Source organism: Kitasatospora sp. YST-16 (assembly GCF_026802215.1).
GTDB lineage: Bacteria > Actinomycetota > Actinomycetes > Streptomycetales > Streptomycetaceae > Kitasatospora > Kitasatospora cineracea.
In genome coordinates this window covers 690,557-710,680 of record NZ_CP113837.1, presented here as the reverse complement: position 1 = coordinate 710,680, position 20,124 = coordinate 690,557, and the positions used below count along the sequence as shown (strand labels likewise).

21 protein-coding genes are annotated in these 20,124 nt (G+C 75.0%); 11 read left to right on the top strand and 10 right to left on the bottom strand.

All coding sequences use genetic code 11. From position 1 onward, the window contains the following. Positions 1–136: 136 nt before the first annotated feature. Complete coding sequence (locus OU787_RS03275; protein ID WP_268658479.1) at positions 137–760, bottom strand: uridine kinase family protein; 624 nt, start codon at positions 758–760, stop codon at positions 137–139. A gap of 198 nt (positions 761–958) precedes the next feature. Then, on the bottom strand, positions 959–1,360 hold the full coding sequence (locus OU787_RS03270; protein ID WP_268658478.1) for a hypothetical protein: 402 nt from the start codon (positions 1,358–1,360) through the stop codon (positions 959–961). Between the two features lie 208 nt (positions 1,361–1,568). On the opposite strand from OU787_RS03270, the gene OU787_RS03265 reads away from it, so the two are divergent. Both OU787_RS03265 and OU787_RS03260 read left to right on the top strand, forming a co-directional pair. After that, a complete protein-coding gene (locus OU787_RS03265; RefSeq protein ID WP_030461417.1) occupies positions 1,569–2,009 on the top strand; it encodes an Lrp/AsnC family transcriptional regulator in 441 nt (146 codons plus the stop codon). A 31-nt stretch (positions 2,010–2,040) separates the two neighbouring features. Next, on the top strand, positions 2,041–3,648 hold the full coding sequence (locus OU787_RS03260) for an amidohydrolase (RefSeq protein WP_268658477.1): 1,608 nt from the start codon (positions 2,041–2,043) through the stop codon (positions 3,646–3,648). A gap of 15 nt (positions 3,649–3,663) precedes the next feature. On the opposite strand, the gene OU787_RS03255 is transcribed toward OU787_RS03260, so the two are convergent. Then, positions 3,664–4,575: an SDR family oxidoreductase gene (locus tag OU787_RS03255; protein ID WP_268658476.1), complete on the bottom strand. Its 912-nt coding sequence runs from the start codon at positions 4,573–4,575 to the stop codon at positions 3,664–3,666. A 121-nt stretch (positions 4,576–4,696) separates the two neighbouring features. On the opposite strand from OU787_RS03255, the gene OU787_RS03250 reads away from it, so the two are divergent. The 3 genes from OU787_RS03250 to fxsA all read left to right on the top strand — a co-directional run bounded on the left by OU787_RS03250 (position 4,697) and on the right by fxsA (position 8,374). After that, positions 4,697–5,287 carry a TetR/AcrR family transcriptional regulator gene (locus tag OU787_RS03250; protein ID WP_268658475.1) on the top strand — a complete coding sequence of 197 codons (591 nt, stop codon included), beginning with the start codon at positions 4,697–4,699 and terminating at the stop codon, positions 5,285–5,287. Positions 5,288–6,043: 756 nt separating this feature from the next. Further along, on the top strand, positions 6,044–7,648 hold the full coding sequence (gene lnt / locus OU787_RS03245; RefSeq protein ID WP_442788417.1) for an apolipoprotein N-acyltransferase: 1,605 nt from the start codon (positions 6,044–6,046) through the stop codon (positions 7,646–7,648). A 138-nt stretch (positions 7,649–7,786) separates the two neighbouring features. After that, positions 7,787–8,374, top strand: a complete 588-nt coding sequence (fxsA, locus tag OU787_RS03240) for an FxsA family membrane protein (protein WP_268658474.1) — start codon at positions 7,787–7,789, stop codon at positions 8,372–8,374. Positions 8,375–8,506: 132 nt separating this feature from the next. Here fxsA and OU787_RS03235 read toward each other — a convergent pair whose 3' ends face one another. The 3 genes from OU787_RS03235 to OU787_RS03225 form a co-directional block, all read right to left on the bottom strand. Beyond that, positions 8,507–8,881, bottom strand: a complete 375-nt coding sequence (locus tag OU787_RS03235; protein ID WP_030461424.1) for an RNA polymerase-binding protein RbpA — start codon at positions 8,879–8,881, stop codon at positions 8,507–8,509. A gap of 247 nt (positions 8,882–9,128) precedes the next feature. Beyond that, entirely contained in the window at positions 9,129–10,754 is a 1,626-nt protein-coding gene (locus OU787_RS03230; RefSeq protein ID WP_268658473.1) for an FtsK/SpoIIIE domain-containing protein, read from the bottom strand. A gap of 171 nt (positions 10,755–10,925) precedes the next feature. After that, positions 10,926–11,120 (bottom strand): hypothetical protein, encoded by a 195-nt coding sequence (locus OU787_RS03225; protein WP_014134294.1) that lies wholly within the window; start codon positions 11,118–11,120, stop codon positions 10,926–10,928. A gap of 347 nt (positions 11,121–11,467) precedes the next feature. On the opposite strand from OU787_RS03225, the gene OU787_RS03220 reads away from it, so the two are divergent. The 5 genes from OU787_RS03220 to OU787_RS03200 all read left to right on the top strand — a co-directional run bounded on the left by OU787_RS03220 (position 11,468) and on the right by OU787_RS03200 (position 16,014). Next, positions 11,468–11,887 carry an ankyrin repeat domain-containing protein gene (locus OU787_RS03220; protein ID WP_051817173.1) on the top strand — a complete coding sequence of 140 codons (420 nt, stop codon included), beginning with the start codon at positions 11,468–11,470 and terminating at the stop codon, positions 11,885–11,887. 66 nt (positions 11,888–11,953) lie between these two features. Further along, on the top strand, positions 11,954–12,451 hold the full coding sequence (locus tag OU787_RS03215) for a GNAT family N-acetyltransferase (protein WP_030461427.1): 498 nt from the start codon (positions 11,954–11,956) through the stop codon (positions 12,449–12,451). A gap of 204 nt (positions 12,452–12,655) precedes the next feature. After that, positions 12,656–14,194, top strand: a complete 1,539-nt coding sequence (locus tag OU787_RS03210) for an endo-1,4-beta-xylanase (protein ID WP_327059450.1) — start codon at positions 12,656–12,658, stop codon at positions 14,192–14,194. A gap of 384 nt (positions 14,195–14,578) precedes the next feature. Then, the gene (locus OU787_RS03205) at positions 14,579–15,481 is read left to right on the top strand and encodes a nucleotidyltransferase domain-containing protein (protein ID WP_268658472.1); all 903 of its coding nucleotides are present in this window, start codon (positions 14,579–14,581) and stop codon (positions 15,479–15,481) included. Beyond that, on the top strand, positions 15,478–16,014 hold the full coding sequence (locus OU787_RS03200) for a GNAT family N-acetyltransferase (RefSeq protein ID WP_268658471.1): 537 nt from the start codon (positions 15,478–15,480) through the stop codon (positions 16,012–16,014). Before OU787_RS03205 ends, OU787_RS03200 begins: the two co-directional genes overlap by 4 nt. Positions 16,015–16,021: 7 nt before the next feature. On the opposite strand, the gene OU787_RS03195 is transcribed toward OU787_RS03200, so the two are convergent. Together OU787_RS03195 and OU787_RS03190 are read right to left on the bottom strand one after the other, a co-directional pair. Then, on the bottom strand, positions 16,022–16,828 hold the full coding sequence (locus tag OU787_RS03195) for an alpha/beta fold hydrolase (protein ID WP_268658470.1): 807 nt from the start codon (positions 16,826–16,828) through the stop codon (positions 16,022–16,024). A 120-nt stretch (positions 16,829–16,948) separates the two neighbouring features. Beyond that, positions 16,949–17,446 (bottom strand): MarR family winged helix-turn-helix transcriptional regulator, encoded by a 498-nt coding sequence (locus OU787_RS03190; RefSeq protein ID WP_030461432.1) that lies wholly within the window; start codon positions 17,444–17,446, stop codon positions 16,949–16,951. Positions 17,447–17,579: 133 nt separating this feature from the next. Here OU787_RS03190 and OU787_RS03185 point away from each other — a divergent pair, with 133 nt between their 5' ends. Next, positions 17,580–18,437 carry an SDR family NAD(P)-dependent oxidoreductase gene (locus OU787_RS03185; protein ID WP_051817174.1) on the top strand — a complete coding sequence of 286 codons (858 nt, stop codon included), beginning with the start codon at positions 17,580–17,582 and terminating at the stop codon, positions 18,435–18,437. Between the two features lie 118 nt (positions 18,438–18,555). Here the strand turns inward: OU787_RS03185 and OU787_RS03180 are convergent, their stop codons facing one another. Together OU787_RS03180 and OU787_RS03175 are read right to left on the bottom strand one after the other, a co-directional pair. After that, on the bottom strand, positions 18,556–19,173 hold the full coding sequence (locus OU787_RS03180) for a vitamin K epoxide reductase family protein (RefSeq protein ID WP_030463431.1): 618 nt from the start codon (positions 19,171–19,173) through the stop codon (positions 18,556–18,558). Positions 19,174–19,177: 4 nt separating this feature from the next. After that, positions 19,178–20,017 carry a DsbA family protein gene (locus OU787_RS03175; RefSeq protein ID WP_051817758.1) on the bottom strand — a complete coding sequence of 280 codons (840 nt, stop codon included), beginning with the start codon at positions 20,015–20,017 and terminating at the stop codon, positions 19,178–19,180. Positions 20,018–20,124: the final 107 nt, after the last annotated feature.

The window sequence follows — 20,124 nt, the reverse complement described above, 5'->3', positions numbered from 1 at the left end:
GCTCGAATGGCGCGGGAGGGGCGGGTCCCGGCGGGCGGCGCGGAGGGCAGGACGGCGCCTCCGGCTCACGGGGGAACAAGCCGGAGACGCCGTGTCTGTGGTTGCGGATTCAACTGATTTCCGCGACAGGCAGAACTTAAATCCTGATGATGTCGCAGGTCAAGAGCGGTTCACGCGGTTCACTCAGGGTGCTCCCGACGATCCGCCCGGTGACCCCGTCGACCCGCACCGCGGCCTGCGGACGGCTCGGGTCCGCCGCGAAGTGCGCGTCCTCCGCACGCGACCAACCGGCCCAGAACTCGGCCAGTTCCGGACCGTCCCGCAACTGCCCGCGGGCCCGGGCGGCGGCCCGTTCCAACTCCATCCACAGCAGCGCCGCCAGGTGCGGGCGCACCGCCCGCCGGCCCGCGCCCACCCCCTCCAGCAGCACCACCGGCGCCACCGGCACCGCCCGCTCGGCGGTGAAGGCCCGCGCCGTCCAGTCGTACACCGGGTGCCGGCCCGCCTCCCCGCGCGCCAGCGGCTCCAGCACGCCCGCGCGCAGCCGCTCCGTCCAGCCGAACGGCTCCCGGTGGGTGGCCAGGTCGTCCAGGTGCACCACCGGGGCGCCGCCGAGCGCGGCGGCCAGCCGGCCGGTGAACGTGGTCTTGCCGGAGCCCGCGTACCCGTCCACCGCCACCAGCCGCACCGGCCCCAGCGAGGGCGGCAGTGCGAGCAGGCCCGCGGCCAGCGCGGGCAGGTCGGGGAGGGCGGCGTCCATCCGGCCAGGGTACGCGGCCGCTTCCGCCCGGTTGGCGGGCGTTCCGGCGGGCGTTCCGGAGGGCACCGCGGGCGGCGCCCCGCCGGACGTCGGACCGCCCGGGGCGGTCCGGTTCCTCGGTCGGGCCCGGGACCGGGCCGTGGTCAGGCCAGGATCAGGCCGTGGTCGGGCCGGGTTCGGGCCGTGGTCGGGCCGGGTTCAGGCCGCGCGGCGGTCGCGCTGCGTGGGCACGAAGACCCGCACCGGGCGGTGCGCCCCGGCGTGCGAGAACGGCTGGGTGCGCCAGTCCAGCGCGGTCGGCAGGGCCACCAGGTTGGACTGGCCGTCCTGCTCCGGCTGCTCCTCGCACTCCGGCAGGTCGGCGGTCGGCGCGCCGGTGCCCCGGCAGATCGCGGGCTGGAAGGGGTTCCACGCGGAGGTCAGCACCGCGTGCTGGGGCAGGCGCTCCTCGTCCCCGATCAACGCGATCGGGCGGTCGCACTCCGGGCAGTGCACCCGGACGATCTCCCAGGTGTCGGCCGCGCCCGGGTCCGTCCCGAAGGACGCCTCGGGCGCGCCGGGTTCGTCCTCGACGTCGGAACGCAGGTCGGTGGAAGGCATGGTGATCCCCCTCGGATCGGGCCGGAACCTCTCGTCGTCCGGGCCACCAGCAGCACTTCCCAGTGACGGGACGTCATAACCCTGCACTGCGGCGCACGGTGATGCATTCCTTGTGTTCCTCGCCACATTCCGTTGGCATGTGCCCCCCGGATGCGCCCCCCGCGAGCTGTCTGCACGGCCCACCCCCGATCGAGTAGGTTGACGCCTTGTGGAGGAACTCGACCAGCGCATCGTCCAGCTGCTGCTCCAGGACGGACGGATGAGCTACACCGACCTGGGCAAGGCCACCGGCCTGTCCACCTCGGCCGTGCACCAGCGGGTGCGCCGCCTCGAGCAGCGCGGCGTCGTCCGCGGCTACACCGCCATCGTCGACCCCGAGGCGGTCAACCTGGCGCTCACCGCGTTCATCTCGGTCAAGCCCTTCGACCCCAGCGCCCCCGACGACACCCCGGAACGGCTCGTCGGCCTGCCCGAGATCGAGGCCTGCCACAGCGTCGCCGGCGACGAGAACTACATCCTCAAGGTCCGGGTCCCCGGCCCCGGCGACCTCGAGGACCTGCTGGCCCGGATCCGCACCGCCGCCGGCGTCTCCACCCGCACCACCGTGGTCCTCTCCACGCCCTACGAGGCGCGCCCCCCGAAGCTCTGACCCCGGTGTCCGCAGTGCGAGACTGGACGCCATGACCGAACGCACCGACCGGACCGTGCTGCTGCGCGGCGGCAACGTCTACAGCCCCGCCGACCCCTTCGCCACCGCCATGCTGGTCGAGGGCCAACACGTCGCCTGGGTCGGCAGCGACGGAGCCGCCGAGGCGTACGCCGACACCGTCGACGAGATCGTCGAACTGGACGGCGCCCTGGTCACCCCCGCCTTCGTCGACGCCCACGTGCACGCCACCTCCACCGGCCTCGCCCTCACCGGCCTCGACCTCACCGACTGCGGCTCGCTCGCCGAAGCCCTGAACCGCACCGCCGCGTTCGGCGCCTCCTTCGCCGGCGGCGCCCTGATCGGCCACGGCTGGGACGAGACCCGCTGGCCCGAGCACCGCGCCCCCTCGCTCGCCGAACTCGACGCCGCCGCCGGGGACGTCCCGCTCTACCTCTCCCGCACCGACGTCCACTCCGGCCTCGCCACCAGCGCGCTGCGCGCCCTCGTCCCCGGCCTCGACGCGCTCCCCGGCCACGACGCCACCGGCCCGCTCACCCGCGACGCCCACCACGCCGTCCGGCAGGCCGCCCTCGCCCACCTCACCCCCGTCCAGCGCCGCGACGCCCAGTACGCCACCCTGCGCCGGGCCGCCGCCCTCGGCATCGGCACCCTGCACGAGTGCGCCGGCCCGCAGATCTCCTCCGCCGAGGACCTCGCCGCGCTGCTCGCCCTCGCCGCCGAGACCGACGGCCCCGAGGTGTACGGCTACTGGGGCGAACTCGGCCCCGAGGGCGTCGAGACCGCCCGGCGCCTCGGCGCGGTCGGCGCCGGCGGCGACCTGTTCGTCGACGGCGCGCTCGGCTCGCACACCGCCTGCCTGCACGACCCCTACACCGACGCCGACCACACCGGCACCGCCTACCTGAGCGCCGCCGAGATCGCCGACCACGTCACCGCCTGCACCGAGGCGGGCCTGCAGGCCGGCTTCCACGCCATCGGCGACGCCGCGATCGGCGCCGTCGTGGAGGGCGTCCGGGCCGCCGCCGACAAGCTCGGCCCCGACCGGGTCAAGGCGATGCGCCACCGCGTCGAGCACGCCGAGGCCCTCACCCCCGAGACCCTCGCCGCATTCGCCGAACTCGGCCTCACCGCCTCGGTCCAGCCCGCCTTCGACGCCGCCTGGGGCGGCCCCGACGGCATGTACGCGGCCCGCCTCGGCGCCGACCGCGCCGCCGCCCTCAACCCGTTCGCCGCGATGCTGCGCGCCGGCCTCCCGCTGGCCTTCGGCTCCGACGCCCCCGTCACCCCGCTCGACCCCTGGGGCACCGTCCGGGCCGCCGCCTTCCACCGCACCCCCGAGCACCGGATCTCGGTCCGCGCCGCCTTCACCGCCCACACCCGCGGCGGCCACCGGGCGCTGGGCCACGACGCCGACGGCATCCTCGTCCCCGGCGCGATCGCCTCCTACGCCGTCTGGGACACCACCGACCTCGTCGTCCAGGCCCCCGACACCCGCATCGCCGGCTGGTCCACCGACCCCCGCTCCGGCACCCCCGGCCTCCCCGACCTCACCCCCGGCCACCCCCTCCCGCTCTGCCTGCGCACCGTGGTCCGCGGCCGCACCGTCCACCGGCACTAGGCCCGGACGGGGGGTTCAGGAGGCCGGTGCGGCCAGGTAGTCGCCGTGCGCCAGGTCCTCGAGCAGGGTCGGCCCGGTGGGGGTCCAGCCGAGCAGCCGCCGGGTGCGGGAGCTGGAGGCCGGCCCGTCGAAGGCGTAGGCGGTGGCCATGAACGGGCTGACGAAGTGGGTGGCGGCCTCCTCGGGGGTCAGCGAGCGGGTGGGCAGGCCCAGGCCCCGGCCGATGGCCTGCGCGACGCTCCGCAGCGGGACGCCGCTCTCGGCCACCCCGTGCAGGACGCTGCCCGCGGGCGCCCGTTCGACCGCGAGCCGGAACAGCACCGCCGCGTCGCGCCGGTGCACGGCGGGCCACCGGTTGGCGCCGTCCCCGACGTAGGCCGAGACGCCGCTCTGCCGGGCGGTGGCGACGAGCATGGGGACGAAGCCGTGGTCCCGGGGGCCGTGGACGGTGGGGGCGAGGCGGACCACGCTCGCGCGCACTCCCCGGGCGGCGAGGTCCAGGCAGGCCCGCTCGCCCGCGATCCGGAAGGCGGCGATCCCGGCCGGGTCGGGCGCGTCCTGCTCGGTGGCCTCCCGGCCCGCGGGCAGCACGAGGGTGCCCGAGGTGACGACGAGCGGCTTCCCGGAGCCCTCCAGCGGCCGGCCCAGCGCCTCGATCGCGCTCCGGTCGCGCCGCGCCATGTCGGCGAGGTCGGAGAAGTCGCCGCCGTAGGCCATGTGCAGGACGCCGTCGGCGGCCCCGGCGCCGCGGCGCAGGCTGTCGAGGTCGTCCAGCGAGCCGCGGTGCGGCACGGCGCCCAGTGACTCCAGCCGGGCGGCGGCCGCGTCCGAGCGGGCCAGGCCGGTGACGGTGTGGCCGGCCGCGAGGAGTTCGGCGACGACCGCGGGCCCGGTCTGGCCGGAACCGCCGGTGACGAAGACGTGCATGGAGCACCCTCCCGTTTAATGTCAGTGACTGGCGCTACGCGGCGCCGTCGCCGAGCCTAGGTAGCGCCAGTCACTGGCGTCAAGAAGCGCCAGTGACTGGCGCGTGCGCTATCCTCTGGGCGTGCCACGGAGCGGAGCAGAAGCGCGCGGCCGCCTCCAGCAGGCGGCCTTGGAGCTGTACCGGGAACGCGGGTTCGACCGGACCACGACGGCCGAGATCGCCGCCCGCGCCGGCGTCAACGAGCGCACCTTCTTCCGGCACTTCCCGGACAAGCGCGAGGTGCTCTTCGACGGCGAGGCCGACCTGCGCGCCGCGCTGGTCCGGGCGGTGGCCGAGGCGCCCGACGGCCTGCGGCCGCTCGAAGTGCTGCTGCGCGCCTTCCGGGAGGCCGAACCGATCCTGGAGCGCAACCGCCCCTTCGCCGAACCGCGCCTGCAGGTCATCGCGGCCACCCCGGCGCTCCGCGAACGCGACCTGGCCAAGGCCGCGGCCCTGGGCGAGGCCCTGGCCGAGGCCCTGCGGCAGCGGGGCGTCCCCGGCCGGCCGGCCCGACTGGCCGCCGCGACCGGCTGGGCCGCCTTCCACCAGGCGGTCCAGGACTGGATCGACGACCCCTCGCCGGGCCTGGAGGCCCACCTCCGCCGGGTCTTCGCCGACCTGCGCGCCCTCTGCGCGGACGACGCCCCCGCACCGGCCCGGCCCCGCGGCTGAACCCCCGCTGACATTCGTCCAGGACCCGGCGGCGCCGGACGGCGGTGCGGGCGGCGCTGCCCGCCCTGGAGGCGGCCGGCCACCACGTGGTCGACACCGCGCTGCCGCTGCCGCCGACCGAGGAGCCGGTCGGCGTGTTCACCACGCTGTGGAACACCGGCGCGGCCGGCGTCCCGCTCACCGACCCGGACCGGGTCGAGCCGCACGACCGGGCGCTGCGGGACGCCGCGCACGCCGTCGACTCCTGGGCGTACGCGCAGGACGTGCTGCGCACCCGGCGGCTCTCCCGGGGCCTGGTGGAGGGCTTCCCGGCCGCCTTCGACCTGCTGGTCACTCCGACCACGGCCTGCCTGCCTGCCGCCGCGGATCGGCGCCTGGCGGCCGGCACCGCCGAGGACCCGCCGGCCGCGGTCCGCAACTCCTGCCCGACGGGCGTGTTCACCTCGGTGTTCAGCATCACGGGCAACCCGCGCTCTCGCTGCCGCTGCGCCAGGACCCGGCCACCGGCCTGCCCGTGGGCGTCCGGCTGGTCGCCGCGCCCTGGCGCGAGGACCTGCTGCTCCGGGTCGCCCGCACCCTGGAGCAGGCCCTGCCCCGGGCCGGGCGCCGCCCGCCGGTCGGCCGCTGACGGACCGTCGGCCGCACGGGGCGGCCGGGGGAGTGAGGTACCTTTCCTGGGACGTCGAACGAGGTGGAACGCGCGTGCGCCCCCTCCCCGGCGGAGACGACCCCGAGGTAGAGAGGTGGTGCGCCCAGGTGGCACTGCCCGTTTCGCAGGAGCAGCCGGTGGCCGAGGAGGACGCGGAGCCGCCGGCGCCCGTGCGGGGCAGCCGCAAGGCGTGGTGGGCCCGGACGGGGCTGGCCGCGCTGTCCGGCCTGGCCCTGGCGTTCGCGTTCCCGCCGTTCGACGTGTGGCCGCTGTCGATCCTCGCGGTGGCCGCCCTGGCGGTGCTGACCCGCGGGCAGCGGGCCCGGCACGGGGCCTGGCTGGGCTTCGCGTTCGGCGTGCCGTTCTTCGTGGTGCTGCTGTCCTGGCTGCGCCCGGTCGGCTGGGACGCCACGGTGGGCCTGTCGCTGATCGAGGCGCTGTTCCTGGCCCTGATGGGCGCGGGCACGGCGCTGACCTCGAAGCTGCGCGGCTGGCCGCTGTGGGGAGCGGTGCTCTGGGTCACCCAGGAGTGGATGCGCGACCGGCTGCCGTTCGGCGGCTTCCCGTGGGGACGGCTGGCGTTCGCCAACACCGCGAGCCCGTTCACGCCGCTGGCCGCGCTGGGCGGCGCCCCGCTGGTGACCTTCGCGGTCGCCGCCGGCGGCACCCTGCTGGCCTGGGCGGCGCTGAGCGCGGCGCGGGCCCGGCGCACCGACACCGACCTGCCGTGGCGCACCGCGGTCGGCGTGGTGGGCGCGGTCGCGCTGGTGCTGGTCGGCTACGCGGTGCCGGTGCCGACCTCGGCGGACGACACGGTGAAGGTCGCGCTCGTCCAGGGCAACGTGGACCGGCCCGGCATGGACTTCCTGGGCCGCCCGATGGAGGTGCTGGACAACCACGCCACCGCCACCGAGAAGCTCGCCGCCTCGGTCGCCGCGGGCGCCGCCCCCAAGCCGGACGTGGTGATCTGGCCGGAGAACGCCTCCGACCTGGACCCGTTCACCGACCCGGCGGCGTTCGCCCGGATCGACGCCGCGGTCAAGGCGGTCGGCGTGCCCACCCTGGTCGGCGCGCTGGTCGACGGCCCCGACGAGCAGCACGTGCAGAACGAGGGCATCGTCTGGGACCCGTCCACCGGCCCCGGCGCCTCCTACACCAAGCAGCACCCGGTGCCGTTCGGCGAGTACGTGCCGTTCCGCACCGAGCTGTCCAAGGTGATCAGCCGCCTGCAGCGGGTCGCCCGGGACTTCTACCCCGGCGACCACAACGGCGTGATGCAGCTGGGCCCGGCCCGGATCGGCGACGTGATCTGCTTCGAGGTGGCGTACGACGAGATCGTCCGGGACACCGTCAACCAGGGCGGCCGGGTGATCGTCGTGCAGACCAACAACGCCACCTACAACAACACCGGGCAGACCGAGCAGCAGCTGGCGATGTCCCGGCTGCGGGCGGTCGAGCACGGGCGGGCGGTGCTGATCGCGGCGACCAGTGGCGTCTCCGCGGTGATCGCCCCGGACGGCACGGTGCAGCAGCGCACCGGCGAGATGGAGCAGGCCGTGCTGAACGCGGTGGTGCCGCTGCGCGACGGCAGGACCGTCGCCGACCGGGTCGGCGCGGTGCCGGAGTGGACGCTGGCCCTGGGCGGCGTGCTGGCCTGCGCGTTCGCGGTGGCCGGCGGGGTGCGCCGGCGGAAGGCGCAGCGCGCCGCCTGAGCGGGCGCGGGCCGACGGCCCCGGAGCCGCTGCCGAGGAACACGGCGGGCTCCGGGGCCGTTGTGCTGGGTGGTGCCGTGGACGCGGCCGGAGAGGCCGGCTGCCGCGGAGAGCACCGCGATGGAGTGGATCCGTACCGTGTCCCAGCAAGCAACCCCGGCCCGCCCGGCCCCCCGAGGCCGGCTCGCCCGAACCGTGCCGCTGCTGATCGTGGCCTGGCTGGTGCTGGAGATCTGGCTGGTCACGGTGGTGGCCGGCTGGATCGGCTGGTTCCTGCTGCTGCTGCTGCTGGTCGCCGGGGTGTTCCTCGGCGGGACGGTGATCAAGCGCGCCGGGGCGCGGGCGTTCCGGGCCGCGGTCGAGCTGTCCAAGGACCCGCAGTCCGCGCAGCCGCAGACCGGCACCTCGATGACGGTGCTGGCGGGCATCCTGCTGATGGTCCCCGGTTTCCTGTCCGACCTGCTGGCGGTGACGTTCCTGCTGCCGCCGACCCGCGCGGTGTGGCGGGCCGTCGGCCGCCGGATCGCCGGCTCGGCGCTGCGCTCCACCTCCCCGGTCGGCGCGGACCGGTTCGCCGACGCGGTGCGGCTGCAGGAGCAGCTGCGGATCCACCGCCCCGACGGCAAGGTCGTCCAGGGCGAGGTCGTCGACCCGCCGTCCGGCCCGCGCGGCCCGTCGGGTCCGTCCGGCCCGGACACCGGGTACCGCCCGCCGATCGCCCCCTGACGGACCGTCCGGCGCTCCCCGGTGCCGAGAGCGCCGGGGGAACGCCGCCGAGAACGCCGAAGGGCCCCGGGGGGAACCGGGGCCCTTCGGCGGTGGTGCAGGTCGTGCGGTGGTGCGGCGGAAGTCCGTCCGTCAGGCGGACTTGCGCGAGTCGCGCGGGTGGATCGCCAGGTTCATTCCTCCGGAGCGCAGGACGGCCAGGCGCTCGGCCAGGACCTCCTCCAACTCCTCGCGGGTCCGGCGCTCCATCAGCATGTCCCAGTGGGTGCGGGTGGGCTTGGTCTTCTTCTCCTCCGGCTCCTCGCCGTCGAGGAGCGCGGCCTCCTGACCGCAGAAGCGGCATTCCCACACCGAGGGGATCTCGGCCTCGACCGAGAACGGGACCTCGAATCGGTGTCCGTTCTGACATGCGTACTCGACGGTCTGGCGGGGTGCCAGGTCAATACCGCGGTCGGTCTCGTAGCTGGTCGCCCCGAGTCGCGTGCCGCGGAGAGCTCGCTCGCTCATGAATCGTGCCTCCCGGGCTTCTTGCCCACAGGACTAGTGGTCGCTGTCTTCGTCGCTGGGTCCAACGCTCGACCTCCGACGAAGATTCCCGTCCGGGACATACGTCGCCTGTCGTGCCGCCCCTGTTTGTACCCATGGTCGCCCGTTTTGTCACATCTGAGCGGTGTTATCACCCGGCGTGTCACATTTTGTGCACTTATGGTCCGGCGAAGTCCGCCGGGGCGACCGGCCCTCCCGACGGACGTTCTTACCAGACCGGGCGGGCCCGGCCCGGCGCGGCCTCCCCGGCCAACTCCCCGGCGGGCTTCCCGGCCGGTTCCCCGAGCGACTCCCCGAGCGGCTCCTTGGCCAGGTTCGCCGGAGCCGGCGCGGCGGCCGGCGCGGCCGCCTCGGTGCGGGTGTCGCGGTGCGGGAGCAGCGCGACCACGGCGTCCCGCAGCGGGGCCGGGGCGTCCTCGTCCAACGGGTCGACGGTGACCGGGACCTGGAGCCGGACCGGCGCCGCGGTGCCGATCCGGGCGTAGCCGCGCCCGGGCGGGGTGTGCGCGGCGGGCGCGATGTCCAGCGGGCCGCCGAGCGCGGCCGCGCCGGAGTCGGCGGTGACCGGGCCGAGCACCACCCGGGTGCGGGTGCAGGTGCGGACGGTCGCCGAGACCCGGTCCCGGGCGTCCAGCGCGTCCACGAACACCACCGTCACCCGGGCCGCGCGGCCGTGCCGCAGCGGCACCTCCAGCAGCTCCTGCGGGTCGGTGCGGCCCTCGGCGTGGGCGAGTTCGGACAGTTCGGTGAGGCGGTCGAGCAGGATCCACAGCGGCCGGGTGACGTCGGCGGGCGCGGCCAGCCCGTGGTGCCGGGCGGCGTTCAGCGCGACCAGCCGGCGCTCGGTCTCCTGCGCGCACCACTCCAGCGCGGCGAGCGCCCCGTGCAGGCTGGTCTCCACGGTGTGCACGCCCGGACGGTTCACCAGGCAGGCGTGCTCGCCGGTGCTCGCCCCGTCCACCACCACCAGGTCGCCGTGCGGCAGCGCCTGCAGCGCGATCGAGCGCAGCAGCGTCGAGGTGCCGTGGCCGGGCGCGCCCAGTGCCAGCAGGTGCGGCTCGGCCGAGCGCGGCCCGACCCGCCAGATCACCGGCGGCTGCTGCTCGTTGACGCCGCCCTGCTCGACCGGGATGGTGCGGTGGCTGCCCGCGCCGTCGGTGAAGCCCAGCACGATCTCGCCCGGCGCGGTGACGAAGCGCTGCGCGGCGATGTCGGCGGGCAGCGGGGAAAGCGCCGCCACCCGCAGCCGGTTGGACTCCTCGTCCCAGTCGAAGCGGTACTCCCGCGAGCGCCCCGCCTTGCCCTGCACCACCTGCTCGATCCGGGCCCGGGCGGCCGGCTCGGTGTCGGTGAAGTACGCCGGGTAGGCGATCTCCAGCGCGGCCAGCCGACCGTCCGGGTCGAACGCCCACTCGCTGAACGCCGACTTCCACTCGCCGTCCACCCGGTACAGCGCCCCCGGGTCGTCGTAGCCGCCGAAGTACGGGGTGAGCGCCGCGTACAGGGCGGGCAGCTTGACGTCGGCGGCGTCCGGCTCGGGTGCCGCCGGGGCCTTGGGGCTGCGGCCGACCCAGGCGGCGGAGGCGACCAGGGCGGCGATCGCCAGCAGCGGGCCGTGCGGCAGCAGGAAGACGCCGAGCACGACGGCCGCGCCGACCAGCAGCGTCGGGCCGCGCCGCTCCTTCGGGGTGGCCGCCCAGCGGGCCTTGGCCCAGTCGGCGTGGCGGCGCAGGCCGCGGCCGATCAGGGCCAGCGGCGCGAACACGTCGGCGGCGTGGTCGCCGGCGCTGCGGGCGAGGTCGCGGCCCCGGGTGAAGTGGCGGGTGAGGGACATGCGGGCTCCGGAGGGCGGGGAGGGCGGGGAGAACGGGAAGGCGAGGGCCGGTGGCGGGGACGGGGACCGGCCGGGGGAGGGGCCGGGAGCTGACGGGGAATCAGCTCCCGGCTGGCAGAAGGCCCGGGGCGGTGGGATGTCCGCGCCCGGGCCGTGAGGAGCAGGGACCGCTCAGAACTTCAGGCCGCCGATCAGGCTGGCCAGGCTCGCGCCGCCCGCCTGGATGCTCGGGGCGATCGAGGAACCCGCGACGTAGAAGCCGAACAGCGCGCACACCAGGGCGTGCGAGATCTTCAGCCCGTCCCGGCGGAAGAAGAGGAAGGCGATCACGCCGAACAGGACGATGCCGGAGATGGAGAGAATCACGGGATTGCTCCTCACGAGGGGCGGGGACAAGGTGACAGAAAGTGCCTCAATGGTGACAAAAAGTAATAGATGATGGGGTGCGGCAAACGGGTGGATCTCACCCGGGCACCCGGATCGGCGGTATACGTCCCGCAGTTCGACGGTGCACAGGGCCAGTGGATCGCACCGGCGCACTCAGGCGTCCCCGCGCGGGGCGCAGCCGCGCCCCGCACACCCGGAATTCGCCCGAACGGCCGTGCCGCACCACGCCGTACCGGTCCGCGGGGGCGTCCGCTAGCGTTCGCGGTGGCACGACCAGGACGAACCGCGGCCCCCGGGCCGCGCACCCGGAAGGCGGAACACCCCTCATGACCGACCCCACCGCGCGGGCCGACGGCGCCCCGCAGCCCGACGAGGACGTCATCGCCCTGGCCGGCCGGCTCTTCGACGCCGCCCGCACCGGGGACGCCGCGCTGCTCGCCGCCTACCTCGACGCCGGCACCCCCGCCAACCTCACCAACGACCGCGGCGACACCCTGCTGATGCTCGCCGCCTACCACGGCCACGCCGCCGCCGTCACCGCCCTGCTGGAGCGCGGCGCCGAGGCCGACCGCGCCAACGACCGCGGCCAGACCCCGCTGGCCGGCGCCGTCTTCAAGGGCGCCACCGAGGTCGTCGACGCCCTGCTCGCGCACGGCGCCGACCCGCGCGCCGGGGCGCCCTCCGCGCTGGACGCGGCCCGGATGTTCGGCAAGGACGAGCTGGTCGCCCGCCTCACCCGCGCCTGAGCGCCCCTCCCGCCCCCGGACACCTGCGCACCGCGGGCCGGGGGCGGGCCCGTACCCTTGGGCGCCATGGAGATCCGCACCACCGGCTTCGGACACCCCGACGCCCAACAGCTCGCCGCCGAGGTCCAGCAGGAGTACGTCCGCAGGTACGGCGACGGCGACCAGACCGCCATGCACACCGACCACTTCGACCCGCCCGCCGGGCTGTTCGTGATCGGCTACCAGGACGGCCGGCCGGTGGCCTGCGGCGGATGGCGGGCCAAGGAACGCGACGAGGACGGGCTGCGCGACGGCGACGCCGAACTCAAGCGGATGTACGTCGTCCCCGACGCCCGCGGCCGCGGCCACGCCCGCGCCGTGCTGCGCCACCTGGAGGCCGCCGCCCTCGCCGCCGGGCGCACCCGGCTGGTGCTGGAGACCGGCACCCTGCAGCCCGAGGCGATCGCGCTCTACGGCTCCGAGGGCTACGCCGAGATCCGCAAGTTCGGCTACTACAAGGACCACGAGCAGAGCGTCTGCATGGGCAAGGAGCTCGCCGCCGTTCCCGCGGCGCAGCCCCGCTGACGTGCGGCGGCTGTAACTTTCTTGACCACAGGGCCAGTTGGGGCGGCCGCGGACCCGGAGCACCGGGCCGCGGCCGCTGCGTGTTTTCCGTCTCCCGCCGCAGGTCGGGGCGGTGGGTGTCGAAGGACAGTCGAACGCCCGTCGAAATTTTCGGAGCCGGGCAGGTGGCGGCGGCCGGCGGCCGGCCGCGGCGCTCCGTTGCCGGTGGCGCGCGGGCGGCCGTACGGTCCGTGCACCCCACCCACCCCTGGAAGGACCCACCATGGCTGCACAGTTGCGCGCAGCTCGCCGCCCGGGCGCGCCCTCGCGGCACTGGCCCTCGCCGCCGCCGGCGGACTGCTGGCCGCCGCCACCGTCGGCAGCGGACCGGCCGGCGCGGCCGGCACCACCCTGCGCGACCTCGCCGAGGCCAAGGGCAGCTACTTCGGCACCGCGCTGACCCAGTCCAACCTGAACAGCTCCACCATCACCGCCATCGCCGGCACCCAGTTCGACATGGTCACCCCCGGCAACGAGATGAAGTGGGACACCACCGAGTCCTCCGCCGGGAACTTCAACTTCGGCCCCGGCGACCAGATCGTCTCCTTCGCCAAGGCCCACAGCATGCGGGTGCGCGGCCACACCCTGGTCTGGCACAGCCAGCTGCCCAACTGGGTCAGCAGCCTGCCCACCGCCCAGGTGCAGGCCGCGATGGAGAACCACATCACCACCGAGGCCACCCACTACAAGGGCCAGGTCTACTCCTGGGACGTCGTCAACGAGCCCTTCAACGAAGACGGTTCGCTGCGCACCGACGCCTTCTACAACGCGATGGGCTCCGGCTACATCGCCGACGCGCTGCGCACCGCGCACGCCGCCGACCCGAACGCCAAGCTCTACCTGAACGACTACAACATCGAGGGCCTGGGCGCGAAGAGCGACGCCATGTACCAGCTGGTCTCCTCGCTCAAGCAGCAGGGCGTGCCGATCGACGGCGTCGGCTTCGAGAGCCACTTCATCGTCGGCCAGGTCCCCAGCACCCTGAAGGCCAACATCCAGCGCTTCACCGCGCTCGGCGTGAACGTCGCCATCACCGAGCTGGACGACCGGATGCCCGTCCCGGCCAGCGCCGCCAACCTCGCCCAGCAGGCCACCGACTACGCCTACGTGGTCAACTCCTGCCTGGCGGTGAGCGGTTGCGTCGGCGTCTCGCAGTGGGGCGTGGGCGACCCGGACTCCTGGATCCCGGGCTTCTTCTCCGGCTACGGCGCGGCCACCATGTACGACGACAACTACCAGCCGAAGGCCGCCTACAACGCGGCGGTGACGGCGCTCGGCGGCAGCACCTCCTCGCCGTCCCCGTCGTCCTCCTCCTCGGCCTCGCCGTCGCCGTCCTCTTCGCCCTCCTCGTCGCCCTCCTCCTCGCCGTCGGTGCCGCCGACCGGCGCGGCCTGCAAGGTCAGCACCCAGGTCAGCGCCTGGAACACCGGCCTGACCGAGAACGTGACGGTCACCAACACCGGCGGCAGCGCCGTCAACGGCTGGAAGCTGACCTTCACGCTGCCCGGCGGGCAGAGCGTCACCAACGCCTGGAACGCCACCGTCAGCCCGGCCACCGGCCAGGTCAGCGCCGTCAACCTGGCGTACAACGCGGCGATCCCGGCCGGGGGCTCTACCACCTTCGGCTTCCAGGCCAACCACACCGGCAACGCTGCCGCGGCCGGCGGCTTCGCCCTCAACGGGGTTTCCTGCACGGCCGGTTGAGCCGAACCGGGTGAGAACACCCAGGGAGCCGGGTGAACTCTTCCGGAGAGGCTGAACCGGTGGGCCGCACCGGGCGGAACGACCCGAACGGGGCCGGGCCGACCGGAGCCCGGGGCGGCCGGACCGGGCCGGGCGGACGCGGGGCCGTGCCATGGGGGCGGTTCCGCGGCCGTCCGGTCCGCTCGGTGACCGGGCGCCCGTACGGGTGGCGCCCGGCGGCGCGGTGCGGGGCGGTGCGGCGCCCCCACCGCGCTCTTTCGCGTTCGCGGCGGGCGGCGTGGCGTGGCGCGTGGTGCGGGGGTGGGGTGCGGGGTGCGGGGTGTGGCCGGTGGCGGGCGGAAAATGTCTGGCGGCGGGTGGTGCGGTGGGGCAGGGTGGCGGTCGATGGCAAACGAGAACGAGAACGAGACCGCGGAGACGGACGCCGGGCCGGGTGCAGCGGCGGATACCGGGGCGGACGAGGCCGGGGTGCTGGGGCCGGTCGTGCAGCGGCTGGCCGGGGTCGGCGGGATCGTCGGGGTCTGTCTCGGCGGCAGCCGGGCGCGCGGTACCCACACCGCCGGGTCCGACTACGACCTCGGCCTGTACTACCGCCCCGGGCAGCTCGACACCGGCGCGCTGCGGGAGGTGGCCGCCGAGCTGGGCGGCCGGCCGGTGGAGGTGACCGAGCCCGGCGGCTGGGGCCCCTGGGTGGACGGCGGCGCCTGGCTGGACATCGGCCCGGCCCGGGTCGACTGGATCTACCGGGACGTGCAGCGGGTGCGCCACTACGCGGCCGAGGCCCGCCACGGCCGGTACGTCTCCGGCCAGCAGCCCGGCCACCCGTACGGCGTGCCGTCCTACGCGTACGTCGGTGAGCTGGCGCTCGCCCGGGTGCTGGCCGACCCCGACGGGGAGCTGGCTGCGCTGCGCGGCGAAATCGGCGCGTTCCCGGCCGAGTTGACCCGGACGCTGGAGGCCGACGCGGCCTGGGAGGCCCCGTTCGCGCTGGCCAACGCGCGCAAGGGGGCCCGGCGCGGGGACGCCGGGTACGTCGCCGGGTGCCTGTTCCGGGCCGTCGGCCTGCTGGTGCACGCGCTGCACGCGCGGGCCGGGCAGTGGCTGGTCAACGAGAAGGGCGCGATCGCCTCGGCCGGCCGACTGCCGTGCGCGCCACCGGAGTTCGAGCGGCGCGCGCAGGAACTGTTCGCGCCCGGCGGCACCGACCCGGCGAGCCTGGCGGCCGTCCTTGACCGGGCCGAGGAACTGGCCCGCGAGGTGCTGGCCGGAGCGGAAGGAACCCGATGACAGTCACCGAACTCGCCACCCCCAGGCTGCTGTTGCGCCAGTGGCAGGACGAAGACCTGGACCGGTGGGCCGAGTTGAACGCCGACCCGCAGGTGCGCCGGTACTTCGGCACCCTGCTCGACCGGGAGCAGTCCGCCGGCTCGCTCGAGCACTTCCGGACCGAACTGGCGCAGCGCGGCTGGGGCTGGTGGGCGGTCGAACTCCGTTCGGAGCGCCGCTTCCTGGGCTTCGCCGGGCTCGACCCGGTCGACCCGGAGATGCCCTTCGACGGCGTCGAGGCCGGCTGGCGGCTGCACCGCGACGCCTGGGGCCACGGCTACGCCACCGAGGCCGGCCGGGCCGTCCTCCGGTACGGCTTCGAGGAGTTGGGCCTGACCGAGATCCTGGCCGTGATCGCCGCCGGGAACACCCCCTCGCGGGCGGTCGCGGAGCGCCTCGGCATGGTGCACGACCCGGCCGCCGACTTCCTCGACCCGAGCGTCCCGCCCGGCCCGCAGCAGCACGCGGTGCTGTACCGGCTCGCGAAGGGCTGACGGGACGTCAGTTTTTCCTGTCTCCTTGGTGGTTGTCTGTAGTCAGGAGATGGTGGGCGCGGCGCACCAGGGTGGTGAACCGGTCGGGGTCGGTGAGGCTGAGCAGGTGCCCGCCCCGGGTGTGGAACAGGCGGGCCGGGGTGCCGGCGGTGCGGGTGGCGGCGAGGAAGCGCCGCTCGTCGGCGCGGAACGGCAGGTCGGTGCGGCCGTTGAGGTAGAGGGCCGGGACGGTCAGCCCGGCCGCCATGGCGAGGAAGTCGTGGCGGCGCAGCTCGGCGACGCCCTGGGTGAGGGCGGGCAGGTGGAAGCCCCCCGCGAGGACCGCCTCGGCGGACTCCGGCGGGAGCATCCGGCGCATCGCCCGGGCCTGGAGCCGCGCCGAACGCTCCGGCCCCAGCAGGTCGCCCAGCCGTCCGGCGGTGGCGTACGCGGCGGCCAGCGGGCCGGTGGTGCGGGCCGTGCAGCCGTGCAGCAGGACCGCGCCGACGTCCTCGGGGTGGCGGACGGTGTGGGCCAGCGAGGTGAACCCGCCCAGGGACAGTCCGGCCAGCAGCGGTCGCCGCCCGGTCGCCGCACGGGCCTCCCGGACGGCCAGGCGGACGGCGTCGACGGCCGCGTCCAAGGTGAACGGCCGTGCGGCGAGGGCGCCGTGGCAGGGCAGGTCCGGCGTGCTGACCCGGAAGTCCGGGGCGAGGCGGCGGGCGTGCGGACGCCACATGGTGGCGGACAGCCGGATGCCGTGCACCAGAACCAGCGGAGGAGCGGTGTCCGGGCCGAACACGGTCAGCCCGGGGGCGATCTGGCGTCCGGTCACGGGGTGTGCTCCGATCGGTCGGGGGTGGGGAGGGGATGCGGCGGGGGCGGGGCTGGGCGGTTCTCGGACCGTAGTGTGGTGCTGTGTGCTGCCGGTCGGTCGGGTGGTCCTGTGTGGCGGTTACTCCGGGTCGGTGGTGTGCTGTGCCGCCGCCGTGAGCATGTGTTCCTGGATCAGGCCCAATACGTCGGCCGCGTGGCCGAGTTGCTCCGGAGGGGTGGCGTCGAAGGTCTCGGCGAGCAGGTCGCAGCGGGCGGACCGGACCAGGGCCAGCGCCCGGCGGCCCTCCTCGGTGATCGCGATGACGCCGGATCGGCCGTCGGCCGGATCGGTGCGGCGGCTGACCAGCGCGTCGGCGCGCAGCCGGCGCAGTTGCAGGGAGGCCGTCGAGATGTCGATGCGCAGGCACTCGGCGATGTCGGAGACCCGCATCGGGCCCGCCGCCTCGAAGTGCTCCAGCAGTCGCAGCGAGCTGGACGGCATGTCGAACCCGGAACGGCGGGCCACCTCGGTGCGGATGTGCCTGCTCTCGCTCCACCGGACCAGCGCGGACAACGCCAGCTCCAGTCGGGCCAGTTCGCGGGCCACGGCGGACGGTGGAGTGGGGGTTGCGGTCACCCGCCCAGCCTACCGGGCCGGCCGGCTCCACCTTGGACAGCAGGTAACTCGCCTGCTGGGCCTGCTGGTTGCCCCGCACGCCCGCGAATGCTTTGATGCATCAAAGCATTTGGCGCCGGGAGGGGAACGAGCCATGGCCACAGCAGTGATCACGGGTGGGACGGACGGCATCGGCCGCGCCCTCGCCACCGCCTACCTGGAGCGCGGGCACCACGTCCTGGTGGTCGGCACCGACCCGGCCAAGGGCGAGGCGTTCCGGGCCGACGCCCACCGGCGCGGCGCGGGCGGACGGGCGCACTTCCTCACCGCGGACCTCAGCCTGGTCGCCGAGAACCGCCGTCTGATCGCCCACGTCGCCGCGCACCACCCGGCGGTGGACGTCCTCGTCCTGGGGGCCCGCTACCACCGTTCCACCAGGGCCGAGACCGCCGACGGCCTGGAGAGCAACTTCGCCCTCTTCTACCTCAGCCGCCACCTGCTCTCGCACGGCCTGCTGCCCCAACTGCGGCGCTCCGCAAGCCCCGTGGTGCTCAACTTCGGCGGCGCCGGACTGGCCGGCCCGGTCCGCTGGGACGACCTCCAGCTGCGCCGCGACTACCCCGGCACTGGTGCCCTCGGTCACGGCGGGGCCCTGTGCGACCTGCTGGCCGCCCACCTCGCCCACCTGCACCCCGACGTGCCCCAGGTCGTCAACCACCCCGGCGTGGTCGCCACCAGCTTCGCCGGCGAGTACGACCCCGCCACCGCCGCCCACGTCGACCGCCTGCGCGTCCACGGCAAACCCGTCACCGAGGCGGTCGCCCAGATCCTCCCCCACCTCGACTCACCCTCCGGCCCCCTCACCGCCGTCCTGGAGGGCCGCCGCGTCCCCACCGACACCCCCGCCTTCGACCCCGCCGCCGCCCGGCGCCTGCACGCGGTCACCGAGCAGCTCCTCGCCGCGCTGCCGGGTGTGGTTGAGGATCAGGAGGGCGGTGCGGTGACGCGGTAGGCGGGGGATGAGCCGCTGGAAGTGGAGGGCGGCCTGCACGTGGTCACCGAGCAGTTCCTTGCCGCGCTGCCGGCCCCCGCCCGGGTGTGTGGGTGGGGGCCGGTGGGGGCGGCGGGGGTCAGAGGAGGGTCTGCCAGTAGTACCAGAAGCGGTTGAGGATCAGGAGGGCGATGACGAAGTAGGCGGCGGTGGGGACGAGCCACTGGAAGCGGAGGGCGGCCAGGCGGCGGAGGAGGGCGGGGGCGGGGAGGACTCCGGTGCGGAGGTTGTGGAGGGTGGTGTACCAGAAGGTGGTGATGACCACGGCCCACACCACCATGCAGTAGGGGCAGAGGGCGCCGATCTCGTAGAGGGTCTGGTCGATGAGCCAGGCGACGAAACCGAGGCCGAGGAGGGTGCCGGCCTGGAGGGAGAGCCAGAACCAGCGGCGGTGGGCGGCTCCGGCGAGCAGGCCCGCGCCGACGGCGGCGAGGGCGCCGAAGGCGGCCAGGCCGATCAGCGGGTTGGGGAAGCCGAAGGCCGAGGCCTGGGCGGTGCGCATGACGGAACCGCAGCTGATGATCGGGTTGATGTTGCAGCTGGGCTGGTAGGCCGGGTTCTCCAGCAGCCTGAGCTTGTCGAGGGTGAGCACGGCAGAGGCGGCCAGGCCGATCAGGCCGCCGATCAGCAGGAGCCAGGCGTAGCCGCGGGAGGCGCCGACCGGGCCCCGGGGCGTGGTGGTGGGGGCGGTGGTCATCGGGTCACCCGCCGATGGTCTGCTTGACCAGGGCGGTGAACTGGTCGCCGGTGAGCGGCTTGCCGTCCTGGCCGATCACGGCGAGCTGCTTGCCGTCGAGCTTGACGGTGGGGGTGCCGGAGACGCCGCTCTTGTTGAAGGCGGTGGAGACCTTGGCGGCCCAGCCCTTGTAGGTGCCGTCGGTGACGGCCTTGGTGAACGCCTCGGTCTTCAGGCCGGGGACCTGCCCGGCGAGGTCGAGGAGGTGGTTGACGTCGCCGAAGCCGTCCTCGCTCTCGGCGGGCTGGTTGGCGTACAGCACGTCGTGGAACGCCTTGAACTTGTCGACGCCCTCGTTGAGCGCCGCGCCCGCCGCGGCCAGCGCGGTCCTGGAGCCCTTGCCGCCCAGGTTGCCGTCCAGGAACGTGGCCAGGTGGTACTCGATCTTGTAGTCGCCCTGGTCGGCGAGCTGCTGGACGGTCTTGCCGGCCGAGGTCTCGAACGCCTGGCAGACCGGGCAGCGGAAGTCCTCGTACACGGACAGGGTGTGCGGGGCGTCGGCCTTGCCGTAGACGACCACGGTGTCGTCGGCGGGGCTGGTGTTGGCCGGGGCGACGGCGGAGGCCGTCGCGGTGCCGTCGTCCTTCGAGGCGCCGGCGACGGCGAGGGCGGTGCCGCCGGCGAGCACGGCGACGGCGGCGGCGATCGACACGCCGATGGTCAGGCCGCGGCGGCGCTTGGCGGTCCGGGCCTCGGCCTGCTGGGCCTGCTTGAGGCGCTCGCGGGCGGTGGACTGCGGGTTCTGCCGGTTCTGCGGGTTCTTCTGGCTCTTCTGGTTCTGCTGGTTCTTCGGGGCGGTGGTCATGGTGATCCGTCGTCTCCTCGGCACCCGTCGGCGGCGCGACGCGGCCCGTGCCGGAGCAGGGCGCGGCGGGGCGCGGGTGAAAGAAAGGGGGAGGGCGCGCCTCGGTG